17 protein-coding genes are annotated in these 14,957 nt (G+C 65.6%); 8 read left to right on the forward strand and 9 right to left on the reverse strand.

Annotation, left to right across the window (positions count from 1 at the left end; all coding sequences use genetic code 11):
- Positions 1 to 24: 24 nt before the first annotated feature.
- Positions 25 to 1,221 carry a UbiH/UbiF family hydroxylase gene (locus tag I8N54_RS14850; RefSeq protein ID WP_140195881.1) on the forward strand — a complete coding sequence of 399 codons (1,197 nt, stop codon included), beginning with the start codon at positions 25 to 27 and terminating at the stop codon, positions 1,219 to 1,221.
- Between the two features lie 149 nt (positions 1,222 to 1,370).
- Positions 1,371 to 2,465 carry a Hint domain-containing protein gene (locus I8N54_RS14855; RefSeq protein WP_140195883.1) on the forward strand — a complete coding sequence of 365 codons (1,095 nt, stop codon included), beginning with the start codon at positions 1,371 to 1,373 and terminating at the stop codon, positions 2,463 to 2,465.
- On the opposite strand, the gene I8N54_RS14860 is transcribed toward I8N54_RS14855, so the two are convergent.
- Both I8N54_RS14860 and I8N54_RS14865 read right to left on the reverse strand, forming a co-directional pair.
- Complete coding sequence (locus I8N54_RS14860) at positions 2,462 to 2,917, reverse strand: Lrp/AsnC family transcriptional regulator (protein ID WP_140195886.1); 456 nt, start codon at positions 2,915 to 2,917, stop codon at positions 2,462 to 2,464. The two genes, I8N54_RS14855 and I8N54_RS14860, sit on opposite strands and share 4 nt — an antisense overlap.
- The gene (locus tag I8N54_RS14865; protein ID WP_140195888.1) at positions 2,914 to 3,369 is read right to left on the reverse strand and encodes an Lrp/AsnC family transcriptional regulator; all 456 of its coding nucleotides are present in this window, start codon (positions 3,367 to 3,369) and stop codon (positions 2,914 to 2,916) included. Before I8N54_RS14865 ends, I8N54_RS14860 begins: the two co-directional genes overlap by 4 nt.
- 139 nt (positions 3,370 to 3,508) lie before the next feature.
- Here I8N54_RS14865 and ilvC point away from each other — a divergent pair, with 139 nt between their 5' ends.
- From ilvC to I8N54_RS14880, 3 genes are all read left to right on the forward strand, one after another.
- The gene (gene ilvC / locus I8N54_RS14870; protein WP_140195890.1) at positions 3,509 to 4,531 is read left to right on the forward strand and encodes a ketol-acid reductoisomerase; all 1,023 of its coding nucleotides are present in this window, start codon (positions 3,509 to 3,511) and stop codon (positions 4,529 to 4,531) included.
- Positions 4,532 to 4,663: 132 nt separating this feature from the next.
- Positions 4,664 to 5,128, forward strand: a complete 465-nt coding sequence (locus I8N54_RS14875) for a GyrI-like domain-containing protein (RefSeq protein WP_140195892.1) — start codon at positions 4,664 to 4,666, stop codon at positions 5,126 to 5,128.
- Positions 5,129 to 5,133: 5 nt separating this feature from the next.
- The gene (locus I8N54_RS14880) at positions 5,134 to 5,811 is read left to right on the forward strand and encodes an NAD-dependent deacylase (protein WP_408635305.1); all 678 of its coding nucleotides are present in this window, start codon (positions 5,134 to 5,136) and stop codon (positions 5,809 to 5,811) included.
- On the opposite strand, the gene I8N54_RS14885 is transcribed toward I8N54_RS14880, so the two are convergent.
- Complete coding sequence (locus tag I8N54_RS14885) at positions 5,805 to 6,155, reverse strand: H-type lectin domain-containing protein (RefSeq protein WP_140195894.1); 351 nt, start codon at positions 6,153 to 6,155, stop codon at positions 5,805 to 5,807. The genes I8N54_RS14880 and I8N54_RS14885 overlap by 7 nt on opposite strands.
- A 235-nt stretch (positions 6,156 to 6,390) precedes the next feature.
- Between I8N54_RS14885 and I8N54_RS14890 the strand changes: the two genes are divergently transcribed.
- The gene (locus I8N54_RS14890; RefSeq protein ID WP_140195896.1) at positions 6,391 to 7,263 is read left to right on the forward strand and encodes an alpha/beta hydrolase family protein; all 873 of its coding nucleotides are present in this window, start codon (positions 6,391 to 6,393) and stop codon (positions 7,261 to 7,263) included.
- A gap of 201 nt (positions 7,264 to 7,464) precedes the next feature.
- Here the strand turns inward: I8N54_RS14890 and I8N54_RS14895 are convergent, their stop codons facing one another.
- Genes I8N54_RS14895 through I8N54_RS14915 form a run of 5 tightly spaced genes read right to left on the reverse strand, consistent with a single transcriptional unit; the run spans position 7,465 to position 12,362 of the window.
- On the reverse strand, positions 7,465 to 7,902 hold the full coding sequence (locus I8N54_RS14895; protein WP_140195898.1) for a F0F1 ATP synthase subunit epsilon: 438 nt from the start codon (positions 7,900 to 7,902) through the stop codon (positions 7,465 to 7,467).
- A gap of 9 nt (positions 7,903 to 7,911) precedes the next feature.
- On the reverse strand, positions 7,912 to 9,336 hold the full coding sequence (gene atpD / locus I8N54_RS14900) for a F0F1 ATP synthase subunit beta (protein ID WP_140195900.1): 1,425 nt from the start codon (positions 9,334 to 9,336) through the stop codon (positions 7,912 to 7,914).
- Between the two features lie 19 nt (positions 9,337 to 9,355).
- Positions 9,356 to 10,246: a F0F1 ATP synthase subunit gamma gene (locus tag I8N54_RS14905; protein ID WP_140195902.1), complete on the reverse strand. Its 891-nt coding sequence runs from the start codon at positions 10,244 to 10,246 to the stop codon at positions 9,356 to 9,358.
- A gap of 11 nt (positions 10,247 to 10,257) precedes the next feature.
- A complete protein-coding gene (atpA, locus tag I8N54_RS14910; RefSeq protein WP_140195904.1) occupies positions 10,258 to 11,796 on the reverse strand; it encodes a F0F1 ATP synthase subunit alpha in 1,539 nt (512 codons plus the stop codon).
- A complete protein-coding gene (locus I8N54_RS14915; RefSeq protein ID WP_140196874.1) occupies positions 11,796 to 12,362 on the reverse strand; it encodes a F0F1 ATP synthase subunit delta in 567 nt (188 codons plus the stop codon). The genes atpA and I8N54_RS14915 overlap by 1 nt, the downstream gene beginning before the upstream one ends.
- A gap of 343 nt (positions 12,363 to 12,705) precedes the next feature.
- Between I8N54_RS14915 and I8N54_RS14920 the strand changes: the two genes are divergently transcribed.
- Positions 12,706 to 13,302, forward strand: a complete 597-nt coding sequence (locus I8N54_RS14920; RefSeq protein ID WP_140195906.1) for a hypothetical protein — start codon at positions 12,706 to 12,708, stop codon at positions 13,300 to 13,302.
- 4 nt (positions 13,303 to 13,306) lie between these two features.
- On the opposite strand, the gene I8N54_RS14925 is transcribed toward I8N54_RS14920, so the two are convergent.
- Positions 13,307 to 14,080 (reverse strand): class I SAM-dependent methyltransferase, encoded by a 774-nt coding sequence (locus tag I8N54_RS14925; RefSeq protein WP_140195908.1) that lies wholly within the window; start codon positions 14,078 to 14,080, stop codon positions 13,307 to 13,309.
- Positions 14,081 to 14,142: 62 nt separating this feature from the next.
- Between I8N54_RS14925 and gloB the strand changes: the two genes are divergently transcribed.
- Entirely contained in the window at positions 14,143 to 14,907 is a 765-nt protein-coding gene (gene gloB, locus I8N54_RS14930; RefSeq protein WP_140195910.1) for a hydroxyacylglutathione hydrolase, read from the forward strand.
- Positions 14,908 to 14,957 lie beyond the last annotated feature (50 nt).

Consider the following 14,957-nt stretch of genomic DNA (forward strand, 5'->3'; position numbering starts at 1 on the left):
CCGACCCGGCCTAGGTTTCGCGCCATGACAGACCGGTTCGATATCGTGATTTCCGGCGGTGGCGTCGCCGGCCTGACTGCCGCGGCGGCGTTCGGCACCGCAGGCTTCCGCACGCTCTGCGTCGATCCTGCGCCGCCCGTCACGGATGAAAAGACGCCGGGTGCGGATTTGCGCACCACGGCCTTCCTGCAGCCCGCACGCGCAACGCTGGACCGCGCCGGAGTATGGAACCGGCTCGCCCCCTTCGCCAGTGCGCTGCGTGTGATGCGGATCGTCGACGCCGGCGGCACCGATGCAGAGCCGCGGGTCACGCGGGATTTCGCGTCGGACGAGCTTGGCGACGTGCCCTTCGGCTGGAACCTCCCCAACTGGCTGCTGCGCCGTGAATTGCTGGCCCGGCTGGAGGAACTGCCGACCGTCGACTTCCGCCCCGGCACCGGCTTCGCCCGCGCCGTCACCCGCACGGGCGAGGCGATCGTCACGTTGTCCGATGCCACAACGTTGCGGACGGACTTGCTGATCGGCGCGGACGGACGCAATTCGCCGGTCCGCGAGGCCGCCGGGATCGGCGCGCGCACCACGCGCTACGGCCAGAAGGCCGTGACCTTCGCGGTCACGCACGACCTCCCGCACGACGGTGTCTCGACGGAGGTGCACCGCACCGGCGGCCCGTTCACGCTGGTCCCCCTGCCCGACCGCGACGGCCGCCCCTGCTCGGCCGTCGTATGGATGGAAGCTGGGCCGGAGGCGCTTCGTCTCGCCACCATGCCCGAACCCACTTTCGAGGCAGAGGCGACCGAGCGGAGCGCCGGCCTGTTGGGTCCGCTGACCCTGGCCTCGCCGCGCATGGTCTGGCCGATCATCAGCCAACTCGCCGATCGGATGGCGGGCGAGCGGATCGCGCTGATGGCGGAGGCGGCACACGTGATGCCGCCGATCGGGGCACAGGGCCTGAACATGAGCCTCGCCGACCTCACCTGTCTGCTCGACCTCGCCGAAGCCCGGCGCGATGACCTCGGCAGTCGGGCGATGCTCGACACGTACCAGCGGCGCCGGCATCCCGAAGTGCAGTTGCGCCTGCGCGGCATCGACGCCCTGAACCGTGTGTCGATCGCCGGCGGGCCGATGATCAACGACCTGCGCGCCCGCGGGATCGAAGTTCTGCACGGCATCCGGCCCGTGCGGCGGGGCCTGATGCGTCTCGGCCTCGGCGCGTCCTGAACGGCTCTGCACCGGCGCACACTGACCTTGCGTCGCGGCAACGATTTCCCGGTCAGATCCGCCTTTCGGCAAGCTGACCTTAAGGTTAATTGAGCGGCACGAGACTGCGCCCCTCAGCGCAAGTCCGAAGCCAGAGGCGCGCCTGCCAGATGCCAGATACAACGATCCTGCTGAACGGTTTTTCCGTTCTCGACCGCTTCGCGGTGAACACCCGCTCGAATGGCGGCTACCTCGACAAGGGGGTGATGGAGGTCAGCAACGGCCGCCTCGCCTTCGGCGAAGACGCCATCGTCACGATCGACGTGCAGAACGCCGATGCCAACCTCGAGGTAAGCGGCAGCAGCGGCATCACCGGAATCAAGGTCTACGCGAGTGCGGAGGATTACCGCGCCGGCGTCGTCCAGTATTCCTACGGCCCGATGAACCCCGGCCAATCGGCGAACGTGCAGTCTGACGTCAGCGGGCTCGGCGATACCTACATGCGGTTCAACGCCAACGTGCTCGTCTCGTCCGACGCGGGTGCGCCGCGGCTCGACCAGTTGCTTGTCTCGTCCACCGACTTGCGGCCTGCGACCACGGGCGACACCGTGACGTTCGACCGGTACACCGACGTCGATTTCAACGAGAACGGCGAGATCGACGACGGCACGACCGAAGTCGCAAACGGTATCTTCGCGTCCGAGAACAACGAACTCGCCGCGATCTGCTTCGCACGCGGCACGATGATCGTGACGCCGACCGGCGAACGCGCGATCGAAGACCTGTCCCCTGGTGACCTCGTGATGACGCTCGACGAGGGGCCGCAGCCGCTTCGCTGGGTCGGCGCACAAGAGATGCCGGGCACAGGGATGAACGCGCCGATCCGCATCAGGGAAGGTCACCTCGGCACGGCGCGCGATCTCCACGTGTCGCCCAATCACCGCCTGATGATCGAAGGGCACGTCGCCGAGATGCTCTTCGGAGAGACCGAAGTTCTGGTCGCGGCCAAGCACCTGGTGAACGGCACGACGGTGCAGCGCGAGCCACGGGCGTGGGTGTCGTACCACCACGTCATGTTCGATCGGCACCAGGTGATCTTCGCTAACGGCTGCCGCGCCGAAAGCCTGTTCCCCGGTGAGCAGGCGTTCTCCTCGCTCACGCCGGACGCGCGCGCGGAAGTCGAACGGCTGACCGAAGACCGCCCGAAGGCGACTCTGTCACGCTACGCCCTGTCCGGATACGAGGCCGTCGCGCTCGGCCACTAGATCGGGCCGGGCAACCGCTCCTCCGTCAGAAGGACGTTCGCCTCGACATTGCCAACACCGGGCAGCGTCATGATCCGCCGGCGCAGCACGCGCTCGAAATCGGCGAGGTCGCGAGCGATCACGCGCAGCCGGTAGTCGTATAGCCCGAGCATGTGTTCCACCCGCTGGACCTCGGGAATGGCCGTCACCGCACGTTCGAAATCCTCGAGGCTGACGCGCGCCCGTGTCGACAGCTTCACGCCGAGGAACACGGTCACGCCGAAGCCCAGCTTCTCCGGATCCAGCCGCAGCATCTGTCCCGCGATCACGCCCGCATCCTCCAGCCGCCGGATGCGGCGCCACGCGGCAGGCTGGGACAGGCCGACGCGCCGGCCAAGGGCGCTCGCGCTTTGTCGGGCGTCCTGTTTGAGCAGGCGCAGCAGCTTCCGGTCGAGGTCGTCGAGTTCGATCACACCGGCACCTCTTCCTGATGTTTCACGGTCGAGAGCGTCAGCAGCGCCTCGATGTCAGCGACATGGGGCAGCGTGAGGATCCGCTCGCGGTAGACCTGCCGGTAGTGCGCCATGTCCCGCGCGATGACTTCGAGCCTCAGGTCAACGCGACCGAGGAAGGCCTGCAATTCGATCGCCTCGGGGATCGTGCGCGCCTCAGCCATCAGCACGTCGAGCGCCGTCGGCACCGTCTTGTCGACCGTGATCCGCAGCGACACCCGCACATGAAAGCCGAGCGCAGCCCAGTCGATCAGCGCCTCGCGACCCGCAATGATGCCGTCCGCTTCCATCCGCTCGATCCGCCGCGCCGCGCGGGCCGGCGTGGTGCGTGCCCGCTCCGCCAGTTCCTGCACGGACAGGGTCGGTTCGGCCTGCAACTGGCGCAGGAGGCGGCGGTCCACGTCGTCGAGCATGATAGTTCCCGTTTCGGCCAGATCAGCGAATGATATTCGCCGATCTATATCCATTTCACGCGTCGACACCACTCGATTTCACCACAACCGAAGGTATGGTGCGCGCCACAAGAACAAACTTCTAGGAAGGATCGAACCCATGCGCGTCTATTACGATCGCGACTGCGACGTGAACCTCATCAAGGACATGAAGGTCGCCATTCTCGGCTACGGCTCCCAGGGTCACGCACACGCGCTGAACCTGCGCGATTCCGGCGCGAAGAACGTCGCCGTCGCCCTGCGGCACGGCTCCCCGTCCAAGGCGAAGGCCGAGGCCGAGGGCCTTCAGGTCATGGGAATCGCCGAAGCCGCCGCCTGGTGCGACCTGATGATGTTCACAATGCCCGACGAGCTGCAGGCCGCGACCTACAAGCAGTACGTGCATGACAACCTGAAAGAGGGCGCGGCAATCGCCTTCGCGCACGGCCTGAACGTTCACTTCGGCCTGATCGAGCCGAAGCCTGGCGTCGATGTCATCATGATGGCCCCCAAGGGCCCCGGCCACACCGTGCGCGGCGAATACGTCAAGGGCGGCGGCGTTCCCTGCCTCGTCGCCGTCGACAACGACGCGACCGGCAAGGCGATGGAAATCGGCCTGTCCTACTGCTCCGCCATTGGCGGCGGTCGCTCCGGCATCATCGAGACGAACTTCCGCCAGGAATGCGAAACCGACCTCTTCGGCGAGCAGGCGGTGCTCTGCGGCGGCCTCGTCGAACTGATCCGCATGGGTTTCGAAACGCTGGTCGAAGCCGGCTACGAGCCCGAGATGGCCTATTTCGAGTGCCTGCACGAGGTGAAGCTGATCGTGGACCTGATCTACGAAGGCGGCATCGCGAACATGAACTACTCGATCTCCAACACCGCCGAGTATGGCGAGTACGTCTCCGGCCCGCGCATCCTCCCCTACGAGGAAACCAAGAAGCGCATGAAGGACGTTCTCACCGACATCCAGACCGGCAAGTTCGTGCGTGACTTCATGCAGGAAAACGCCGTCGGTCAGCCGATGTTCAAGGCGACCCGCCGCCTGAACGACGAGCACCAGATCGAACAGGTTGGCGAGAAGCTCCGCGCGATGATGCCGTGGATTTCCGCCGGCAAGCTGGTCGACAAGGCCAAGAACTGATCGGACCCGACGGGGTGCGATGGAAGGGGCGTCCGGCAGCGGGCGCCCCTTTTTGCGTCGCGCTGCAACCCGGCCTCCCCGCCCGCGTTCGATCCATGCTATCCCCGTCGCGTTCAAGGAGGAGACCCGCATATGGACTACGAGACGAAGAGCCTGCCCGCCCAGACCTATCTCTACGTGTCGCGGGAGTGTGCCTTCGACGGCGCTTCCATCGCGTCGGCGATGGACAGTGCGATGGAGGAACTCATCAACGGCCTGATCTCGGACGGGATCGCCCCGGCCTCTCCCCCGATCACGGTCTACCACGAGATGGGCGGCGACAAGCTTCGCTTTCAGGCCGGCATCTTCGTGCAGGGAGAGGATGCAGCGAAGGCGACAGCTCCGCTGAAGATCGGTGAACTGCCCGAGGGCGAGGCCGCGACGGCCACGCATGTCGGCTCATACGCCGACCTGAACGGCAGCCACAAGGCGCTCTGGGCCGCGATGGAGCAGGACGGCCACACGCTCGGCTGGCCGGTGTGGGAGCATTACATCGACGACCCGCGCGAGACGGAAGAGGCCTCCCGACGGACGACCCTCTGGCGGATGATCGGCTGAAGCCTGTGCGGATCGTCGTGCTGACCGGTGCGGGCGTCTCTGCCGAAAGCGGCCTTGGCACATTCCGCGACCGCGATGGCCTCTGGAGTCGCTACGCGATCGAGGACGTGGCAACGCCGGACGCCTATGCCCGCGATCCCGCCCTTGTGCATGACTTCTACAACATGCGCCGCCGCGAAGCCGCGCAGGCCCGGTCGAACGCCGCCCATCATGCGCTTGCGCGACTTCAGCAATCGACGCAGCACGAGGTCACGCTCGTCACCCAGAACGTCGATGCCCTGCACGAGGCCGCCGGCGCGACACCGCTTCACATGCACGGCCAGCTCGACCAAGCCCTCTGCGCCGCCTGCGCCCACCGTTGGCCCGCCCCGATGGAGATGTCTCCGGAAACGCCTTGTCCGTCCTGTGGCGGGGCCACCGCGCGCCCGGATGTCGTGTGGTTCGGAGAGATGCCTTACGCGCTCGACGCAATCGACGCTGCGTTGACGTCACCGGACCTCTTCGCAGCGATCGGGACCTCCGGGCAGGTCTATCCCGCCGCCGGCTTCGTCGATGTCGCAGCCGCGAGCGGCGCGGAGACGATCGAGCTCAACCTGGAGCCGACATCGACCCGTTTCGACGATCACCGCCTTGGCCGGGCGACCGAGGTCGTGCCCGCATGGGTCGGCTCACTGGTTCAGTAGAGGTCCCATTCATCCGCCTGCCGCAGCTCACCCGTCGCCTGCCAGGCGACGCGCAGCCGGGCGACGCGCGTGTCGCCCCACGTGCGGAAGACGATCTTGAACCCCTCCCGGGTCACATCCTCCGCCTTGACGTCGGCCCGGATATTGGCGTCGTTCGAGATGTCCCACATCGAGATCGACACCATGACCACCGGCTCAGAACGATAGGATTCGGAGAAGCGGACGTGCGAGGACATCTCGCGCGCGCCCTCACCGGTCCACATCTCTCCGCCATGCTGAAAGTCGGAGAACAGGATCACGTCCCCGTGGTCGAGGCCGATGAGGTGATTTCGTAGTCTTCGCATGCGTTCCGTCCATTCCTCGTCCGAGCTAGTGCGCAATTCGGACAAAACTATGGTCAGCCTCGTACTGTTTCGGCCGCAGCACCAACGTTCTTGCCATTTCTGAGGGCATTGGCCGCTCTTCGGGCGGTTCGCGCCAGCCGGATGCACGGCGCATTGGACAAGACAAGACACGCAGGTGACGATTGGTTCAAGCGATCTGCAACGCCCTGACGAGACACCGGAAAAGGAGCCCTTCATGATCCGTACCATCGCCACCCTGACCCTCGGCCTGCTGCCCGTGGCCGCCCTCGCGCAAGTCACGGAAACGGACGTGACCTTCCAGTCCGACGGTCAGGACGTCATCGCCACCCTCGCGCTGCCCGAGGGGGCGCCGGCGCCGGTTGTCCTGCTGCTGCATGGCTTTTCCGGCAGCCGGGACGAGGTGATGATCGAAAGCGTCGGAGAGGGCATCTTCGAACGCACCGCGCGTCTGCTCGCCGAAGACGGCTACGCAAGCCTGCGCATCGACTTCCGCGGATCGGGCGACAGCATCGCAGACATGAGCTACGCCGAGACGACGTTCGAAACGCAGGTCGCCGACGCGCTGGCGGCGATGGACTACCTGGAGGGGCTGGACGAGGTTTCGGGCGAAGACCTCTACATCATCGGCTGGAGCCAGGGCGGCGCCGTCGCGACCGGCGCGGCCGGGCGCAGCAATACACCCGACGCAGTGGCCCTCTGGGCGGCAGTCGCCGACCCGGTTCCCGTCTATTCCGGCATCCTGGGCACGTCGATGGTCGAGGAAGGCAGGGCGATCGCCGGGGACGAAAATGTCTCGATGACCCTGCCCTGGGGCGCCGAACTGGTGTTGAACGGAACATTCTTCCAGTCGCTCGCCACCTATTCGCCGACGGAGGAGATCGCCGCTTACGACGGGCCTCTCTTCGTCGCGCAAGGCTCGCTCGACACGACGGTTCCGCCGGGCAATGCGGACCTGCTGCTCGAAGCCCACGAGGGCGAGGAAGACTTCTGGGGCGCGGAGATGGACCACGTCTTCAACGCCTTCTCCACCGTCGACACGCTCGACGAGATGGTCGCGGCGACGGCGGCTTATTTCGACGCCCACTGACGACAGCGCCCAACTCGCCCCTCTTCGGGCTGAAAATATTCCCGCCGGAGGCAGACCGCCGACTGTAACGCTCCAGCAGGCCGGGACCGCGCGTGGCCCGTTGCAAGGCGGCCGCAGGAGGCCGGAGGCGCAAGGCGCAGGCCGACAAAAAAAGTGCGGCCCCGGAGGGGGCCGCACCTTGAGGTCACGATGTGAGCGGGATCAGAGGTTGGACTGGTTCGGGCTGAGCCCGATATGTCCACCGATCGCCACCATGTCCGACAGCAGCTTCGCCGCGTCGTCGACCGGGCCGGGCTCGTTCTCGAACGTGTCCTTGGCCTTGTCGTGGGCGCGCTTGGCTTCGGCGACGAGGCGGTCGTAGACCTCCTGCGTCACTTCTTCCCGCGGCAGCGCCTGCTCGGCCAGCACCGAAACGCCCGACGCACCGATCTCGGCAAAGCCGCCGACAACGACATATTCGTCGGTGCCGCCGGAATGCACGGCGCGCAGGATGCCGGGCCGGAGCGTGGTGATCGTCGGCGCATGGTTGGCCATCGCCGTCAGGTCGCCGTCCGCTCCCGGGATCTGCACCTCGGTCGCCTCGAGCCGCGCAAGGCGCCGCTCGGGACTGACGAGGTCGAAGGTGAAGTTCTCAGCCATGAGGCCCCCTTATGCCGCGGATGCGGCCATGCGCTCGGCTTTCGCCACGGCTTCCTTGATGCCGCCGACCATGTAGAAGGCCGCTTCCGGAAGGTGATCGTACTCGCCGGCCACGACGGCCTTGAAGGAGGAGATCGTTTCTTCCAGCGGAACCTGCACACCGTCGGAGCCGGTGAAGACCTTCGCGACGTCGAACGGCTGGGACAGGAAACGCTGGATCTTCCGGGCGCGGGCCACGGTCAGCTTGTCCTCTTCAGACAGTTCGTCCATGCCGAGAATGGCGATGATGTCCTGCAGCGACTTGTAGCGCTGAAGGATCGTCTGCACTTCCCGGGCGACCTGGTAGTGCTCTTCGCCGACGATCTGCGGGTCCATCAGGCGCGAGGAGGAGTCGAGCGGGTCAACGGCCGGGTAGATGCCAAGCTCGGAAATCGCACGGGACAGAACCGTCTGCGCGTCGAGGTGGGCAAAGGTCGTGGCCGGCGCCGGGTCGGTAAGGTCGTCTGCGGGCACGTACACGGCCTGGATCGAGGTGATAGAACCGGACTTGGTCGAGGTGATCCGCTCCTGCATCGCGCCCATGTCGGTGGCCAGCGTCGGCTGGTAGCCCACGGCGGAGGGGATACGGCCCAGAAGCGCCGACATCTCGGAACCCGCCTGCGTAAAGCGGAAGATGTTGTCGACGAAGAACAGAACGTCGGTCCCGGTCGCATCGCGGAACTGCTCGGCCAGCGTCAGGCCGGTCAGCGCGATACGGGCACGGGCGCCCGGCGGTTCGTTCATCTGGCCATAGACCAGCGCGATCTTGGAGTCGGCGAGATTGTCGGGCGTCAGAACGCCGGATTCGATCATCTCGTAGTAGAGGTCGTTGCCCTCGCGGGTCCGCTCCCCCACGCCGGCGAACACGGACAGGCCCGAGTGCACCTTCGCGATGTTGTTGATGAGCTCCTGGATCAGAACCGTCTTGCCCACGCCGGCGCCGCCGAACAGGCCGATCTTGCCGCCCTTGGCGTAGGGGGCGAGCAGGTCGATGACCTTGATGCCGGTGACCAGCACTTCGGCTTCGGTCGACTGCTCGGAGAAGTCGGGGGCCGCGGCGTGGATGGGGCGGAACTCGTCAGCTTCGACGGGACCCTTCTCGTCCACCGGCTCGCCGATGACGTTCAGGATCCGGCCGAGCGTCGCAGTGCCGACCGGCACGGTGATCGGGCCATCGGTGTCGACGACTTCGTGACCGCGGACGAGACCTTCGGTCGAGTCCATGGCGATCGTGCGAACGGTGCTCTCACCGAGGTGCTGCGCGACTTCGAGAACCAGCTTCTTGCCCTGGTTCTGGGTGGTCAGCGCGTTGAGGATCTCGGGCAGGTGATCATCGAACTGCACGTCGACGACGGCGCCGATGACCTGCAGGACCTTGCCTTTTGCGTTTGCCATCTTTGTCTCTCCGGTTCGGTCAGAGCGCCTCGGCGCCCGAAATGATTTCGATCAGCTCGTTGGTGATGACGGCCTGACGGGTGCGGTTGAATTCGATCGTCAGCTTGTCGATCATCTCGCCCGCGTTGCGGGTGGCGTTGTCCATCGCGGACATCTGCGCACCGTTGAACGAGGCGTTGTTCTCCAGCAGGCCGGTGAAGATCTGCGTGGCGACACCGCGCGGCAGCAGGTCGGCAAGGATTTCCTCTTCCGACGGCTCGTAATCGTAGAGCGTCGAGGACCCGTCGTCCCCGTCCTGCTCATCCTCGGGCTTCTCGAACGAGGCCGGGATGATCTGCTTGGCCGTCGGCACCTGGCTGACGACGTTCACGAACTCGCTGTAGAAGATCGTCGCGACGTCGAACTCGCCCTCGTCGAAGCGGTCGAGCACGTCCTTGGCGATCTGCTGCGCGTTCTCGTAGCCGATGCGCTTCACCTCGGAGAGGTCGACGTGACCGACGAAGAGCTGGCCGAAGTCGCGCCGCATGTTGTCGCGCCCCTTCTTGCCGACGGTGAGGATCTTCACCGTCTTACCCTCTGCAAGCAGTTCGCTGGCACGCGTCTTGGCGAGCTTGGCGATGTTGCTGTTGAAGCCACCGCAGAGACCGCGTTCCGCCGTCATGACGACGAGCAGGTGCGTGTCCTCCTTGCCGGTCCCGGTAAGGAGTTTCGGCGCGGTTTCGCTGCCCGCGACGCTGCCGGCGAGGCCGGCCATCACCGCGTTGAACCGCTCGGCATAGGGCCGTGCGGCCTCGGCAGCTTCCTGCGCCCGCCGCAGCTTGGCCGCGGCGACCATCTGCATGGCCTTGGTGATCTTGCGGGTCGATTTGACCGACTCGATCCTGTTCTTCAGGTCCTTGAGACTAGGCATTCTCTAGCTCCTCAGGCGAAGTCTTTGGCGAATTCCTCGATCGCGCCTTTGACCTTCTCTTCCGCGTCACCCTTGATCTTCGGATCCTCGGTCGTGATGAAGTCCAGCACGTCCCTACGGTTGTTGCGCAGGTGCTTGAGCAGGCCGGCCTCGAAGGCGCCGACCTTGTTCACGGCGATCTTGTCGAGGAAGCCGTTCACACCGGCGTAGATCACGCAGACGATCTCGGCGTTGGTCAGCGGCGAATACTGCGGCTGCTTCATCAGCTCGGTCAGGCGCGCACCGCGGTTCAGCAGCTGCTGGGTCGCGGCGTCGAGGTCGGAACCGAACTGCGCGAAGGCGGCCATCTCGCGGTACTGGGCGAGCTCGAGCTTCACCGGGCCGGCGACCGACTTCATCGCGTTGGTCTGGGCGGAGGAGCCCACGCGCGACACGGACAGACCGGTGTTCACGGCCGGGCGGATGCCCTGGAAGAACAGGTCGGTCTCGAGGAAGATCTGGCCGTCGGTGATCGAGATCACGTTGGTCGGAATGAACGCCGACACGTCGCCACCCTGGGTTTCGATGATCGGCAGTGCCGTCAGCGAGCCCGAACCGTGGTCCTCGTTCAGCTTGGCCGAACGCTCCAGCAGGCGCGAGTGCAGGTAGAAAACGTCGCCCGGATAGGCTTCACGCCCCGGCGGACGGCGCAGCAGCAGCGACATCTGGCGGTAGGCGACGGCCTGCTTGGAGAGGTCGTCGTACACGATCAAGGCGTGCATGCCGTTGTCGCGGAAGTACTCGGCCATCGCCGTGGCGGCGTAGGGGGCGAGGTACTGCATCGGCGCCGGCTCGGACGCCGTGGCGGCCACGACGATCGAGTAGTCGATCGCGCCGGAATCCTCGAGACGCTTCACCAGCTGGGCAACCGTGGAACGCTTCTGACCCACGGCGACGTAGATGCAGTAGAGCTTCTTGCCTTCGTCGTCGCCCGCACCGTCGTTGTACGACTTCTGGTTCAGGATGGTGTCGAGCGCGACGGCGGTCTTGCCGGTCTGACGGTCGCCGATGACAAGCTCACGCTGGCCGCGGCCGATCGGGATCATGGCGTCGATGGACTTCAGGCCCGTGGCCATCGGCTCGTGGACCGACTTGCGCGGGATGATGCCCGGCGCCTTCACGTCGGCGACGCGACGCTCGGAGCTGTCGATCGGCCCCTTGCCGTCCAGCGGGTTGCCGAGCGCGTCGACGACGCGGCCGAGGAGACCCTTGCCGGCGGGAACGTCCACGATGGAGTTCGTCCGCTTGACGGTGTCGCCTTCCTTGATGTCCCGGTCGGAGCCGAAGATCACGACGCCGACGTTGTCGCTCTCGAGGTTCAGGGCCATGCCCATGATGCCGCCCGGGAACTCGACCATCTCGCCGGCCTGGATGTTGTCGAGGCCGTAGACGCGGGCGATACCGTCACCCACGCTCAGCACCCGGCCCACTTCGGCGACTTCGGCCTCCTGTCCGAAATTCTTGATCTGGTCCTTGAGGATCGCAGAGATTTCCGCTGCTTGGATCGCCATTACCGGGCCTCTTTCATGGTGTTCTGGAGAGAAGCGAGTTTCGAGGCGATCGAGGTGTCGATCATCTTCGAGCCCACTTTGATGACAAGACCACCGATGAGGCTCTCATCGACGGTCGCATTGATCTTGACGTCCGAACCGACGCTCTGCTTCAGCGTTTCGGCGAGTTTGTCGGACTGCGTCTTGGTCAGCGCCTTGGCCGTCCGCACGTCCGCCGTCACCACACCGTTTTCCTTCGCGATCATGTCGCGCAGGCAAAGCACCATGTGGGGCAGGACGAAGAGGCGGCGCTTCTGCGCCATCAGCGTCAGCGTGTTGCGGAGCGTCTCGGACAGCTCCATCTTGCTCGCGACCGCACCGATCGCCGCCGCCTGGGACTCCCGCGAATAGATGGGAGAGTTGATCAGGTGCCGCAGGTCGTCGCTCTCCGACAGCGCCGCATCGAGCGCGTCGATATCCGCTTCAAGTTTTGCGAGGGCGTTGCCTTCCTTGGCAAGTTCGAAAACGGCCGTAGCATAACGCTGCGCGACGCCGGTTGAGATCGAAGCTGTTTCGGACACATCCACCCTTTCGAAGCTCGGCCCGACCCGCCCCACCATTTTTGGAGCGTCCGGGCATTCGTAGCGACCCGGGCCGGGACCCGGGGCGCAAAATCAGGGCGGAATTAGCAGATGCTTAATGGTGGGGCAACCGCATTGACCCCAACATAGTGTCGTTCGTGTGCGCTTATATTTCGGGTGCATCGACATGGTGCGACTCTTTGCACCCCGTCCCGGCATCCACGAATCTGTCCGTCGCGGCGGCCTTCCTGACAAGTCCCTGAAACGGCCCACATTGTGCCGGATTCGCGGGCGAAATCTTGGTAATTCCAGACACACGACGGAGGGCCGGGCAAGCCGGCCAAGCAGCATGCTGATCAACGGGGTCCTGTTCGCCTTTTTCCTCGCCGCCCTGGCGTTCTTCTTTCACGGCCGGTTCATGGTGAACCGCGGCGCCGTCGCGGCGGAAGGGCTCGATATGCCCGCCCCGACCGAACCGCCGCCCGCCCCGCCGGTCGCCGAACCCGTCGCCTCCGTCGTCGCGCCGGCGATCGTGGAAGACCACCACGAGCCGCTCGACCTCGACATCGCGATCTCCCTGGACGACGAGCTGCCCGAAGTGGAAATCATCGAGCTGCACCATTGCGACGATGTGCTCACGCTGGAATTCGCGGAAGAGCCGAACGCCCACCTCCATGTCGTCAACGGGTCCGCCTCGGCGGCGGTCGATCATGGCACCGCGCAAAGTTCGTGGCTCGACGTCTACCTGTCGCGGGCCGAATGGCTCGACGTGCAGGACCTCGACAGCAGCGGCGAATATCCCCCCGGCCTCGCGACGCACGTGATCCGCATCGACCTCGGCTCCTCGTTGACGAGGTCCGACGGTACGGTGACGGGCAAGATCAACGACAATCCGGAGATCTTCTTCGACCGTGAAGTCGCCTCGGAGACCGAGTTCACGGTCTGACCCCCTACCCCCGCCAGTCCGGACCGTCGAAGCGCGACGGCTCCGGCACGGGAGAGCCGATCCCTTCCAACACCTTCAGCGGTCGCTTCACCGATTCCGGCAGGCCCGGACGCATCGGGTTGGCGACCTGCTTCGTCACTTCGACCATCAGCACGCCACCTGCCTTGAAGACCGGGATGTGACGCCCCGTTCCTTCGATCCAGCTCGCCATCCGCCGCCAGCCGCGCCGCTCCGACGGTGGCTGGAACAGGGAAGAGAACGATTCCTCGACCTGGAAGCGGTGCCGTTCCAGCAGCGCCTCGAGCTGCGAGACCGAATAGGGGCGACCGTGCCCGAAGGGTGTCCGGTCGCTGCGCGACCACATGCCCGCGCGGTTCGGCACGATGAACACCGCCCGCCCGCCCGGGCCGAGGACGCGCCATGCCTCGGTCAGCACCGCCGTCTGCCGCTCGGATGTTTCGAGCCCGTGGAGCATGACCAGCTTGTCGACGCGACCGTTGTCGATCGGCCACAGGGTTTCCTCGCACAGCACACTGACATTCGGCATGCCCGCCGGCCAGTGCATGACGCCCTGCGGTCCCGGCATCAGCCCGATCACCCGCCGGGCCTGCGCGAGATAAGGCCGAAGCAGCGGCACCGCGAAGCCGTAACCGGCCACCGTCTGCCCCTTCGCCTCGGGCCAGAGACGCAGCAATTCATCGCGCAGGACACGCTGCACGGCACGGCCGAGAGCCCTGCGGTAGTAGAACGCCCGCAGATCGGTCACGTCGAGATGCATTGCGCTGCCGTCCTCCCTTCGTCACGCTTGACGAAACCATAACCGGCCACAGGTCAAGTTGCATGCCTTTAGAACTCGTCACTATCCCCTGCCGCACCGACAACTACGCCTTTCTGCTGCACAACGGTGCAAGCGGGGAAACGGCGCTTATCGATGCGCCGGAAGCCGAACCGGTCACCGCTGAACTGTCTCGCCGCGGATGGGAGCTGACAGATCTGCTGATCACGCACCATCACGGCGACCATGTCGACGCGGTCGAAGACCTGCGCAACGGTGGCGTCCGGGTGATCGGCGGCCGTGACGACGAGGGACGACTCCCCCCGCTCGACCTTGCCGTTGGCGAAGGCGACACCTTCACCGTCTGCGGCGAAGAGGTTCACGTGCTGGACGTCTCCGGTCACACCGTCGGCCACATCGCCTTTCACTTTCCCGCCAGCAAGATCGTCTTCACCGCCGACAGCCTGATGGCGCTCGGCTGCGGCCGCCTGTTCGAGGGGACGCCGGCGCAGATGTGGGAGAGCCTGCAGAAGCTGCGCGCACTGCCACCCGAGACGACGGTCTGCTCGGGTCACGAATACACCGCGACGAACGCGCGCTTCGCGATGACCATTGAACCGCGCAACGCGGCGCTTATCTCTCGTGTACGGGCGGTGGACGACGCCCGTGCCGCATCCCAGCCCACCGTCCCCTCGACCCTCAAGGAAGAAATCGAAACGAACCCCTTCCTGCGTGCCGACCAGCCCGATCTCAAAGCAGCGATCGACATGGAAAGCGCTCCCGACGTCGAGGTCTTCGCCGAAATCCGCGCCCGCAAGGACAGATTCTAACTCTGTGTGATTATTCGGCACAGCCTGTTGCGTCGCAGCCCGATCAAACG

The sequence above is a fragment of the Pelagovum pacificum genome (assembly GCF_016134045.1).
GTDB classification, from domain to species: Bacteria; Pseudomonadota; Alphaproteobacteria; order Rhodobacterales; family Rhodobacteraceae; genus Oceanicola; species Oceanicola pacificus_A.

Bases quoted from the DNA above. Each gene is read 5' to 3' on its own strand.
- I8N54_RS14890 (WP_140195896.1), top strand. From the start codon at position 6,391: ATGATCCGTACCATCGCCACCCTGACCCTCGGCCTGCTGCCCGTGGCC.
- I8N54_RS14875 (WP_140195892.1), top strand. From the start codon at position 4,664: ATGGACTACGAGACGAAGAGCCTGCCCGCCCAGACCTATCTCTACGTG.
- ilvC (WP_140195890.1), top strand. From the start codon at position 3,509: ATGCGCGTCTATTACGATCGCGACTGCGACGTGAACCTCATCAAGGAC.
- I8N54_RS14925 (WP_140195908.1), bottom strand. From the start codon at position 14,080: ATGCATCTCGACGTGACCGATCTGCGGGCGTTCTACTACCGCAGGGCT.
- I8N54_RS14885 (WP_140195894.1), bottom strand. From the start codon at position 6,155: ATGCGAAGACTACGAAATCACCTCATCGGCCTCGACCACGGGGACGTG.
- I8N54_RS14855 (WP_140195883.1), top strand. From the start codon at position 1,371: ATGCCAGATACAACGATCCTGCTGAACGGTTTTTCCGTTCTCGACCGC.
- I8N54_RS14895 (WP_140195898.1), bottom strand. From the start codon at position 7,902: ATGGCTGAGAACTTCACCTTCGACCTCGTCAGTCCCGAGCGGCGCCTT.
- atpD (WP_140195900.1), bottom strand. From the start codon at position 9,336: ATGGCAAACGCAAAAGGCAAGGTCCTGCAGGTCATCGGCGCCGTCGTC.
- I8N54_RS14865 (WP_140195888.1), bottom strand. From the start codon at position 3,369: ATGCTCGACGACGTGGACCGCCGCCTCCTGCGCCAGTTGCAGGCCGAA.
- gloB (WP_140195910.1), top strand. From the start codon at position 14,143: ATGCCTTTAGAACTCGTCACTATCCCCTGCCGCACCGACAACTACGCC.
- atpA (WP_140195904.1), bottom strand. From the start codon at position 11,796: ATGGCGATCCAAGCAGCGGAAATCTCTGCGATCCTCAAGGACCAGATC.
- I8N54_RS14920 (WP_140195906.1), top strand. From the start codon at position 12,706: ATGCTGATCAACGGGGTCCTGTTCGCCTTTTTCCTCGCCGCCCTGGCG.
- I8N54_RS14850 (WP_140195881.1), top strand. From the start codon at position 25: ATGACAGACCGGTTCGATATCGTGATTTCCGGCGGTGGCGTCGCCGGC.
- I8N54_RS14905 (WP_140195902.1), bottom strand. From the start codon at position 10,246: ATGCCTAGTCTCAAGGACCTGAAGAACAGGATCGAGTCGGTCAAATCG.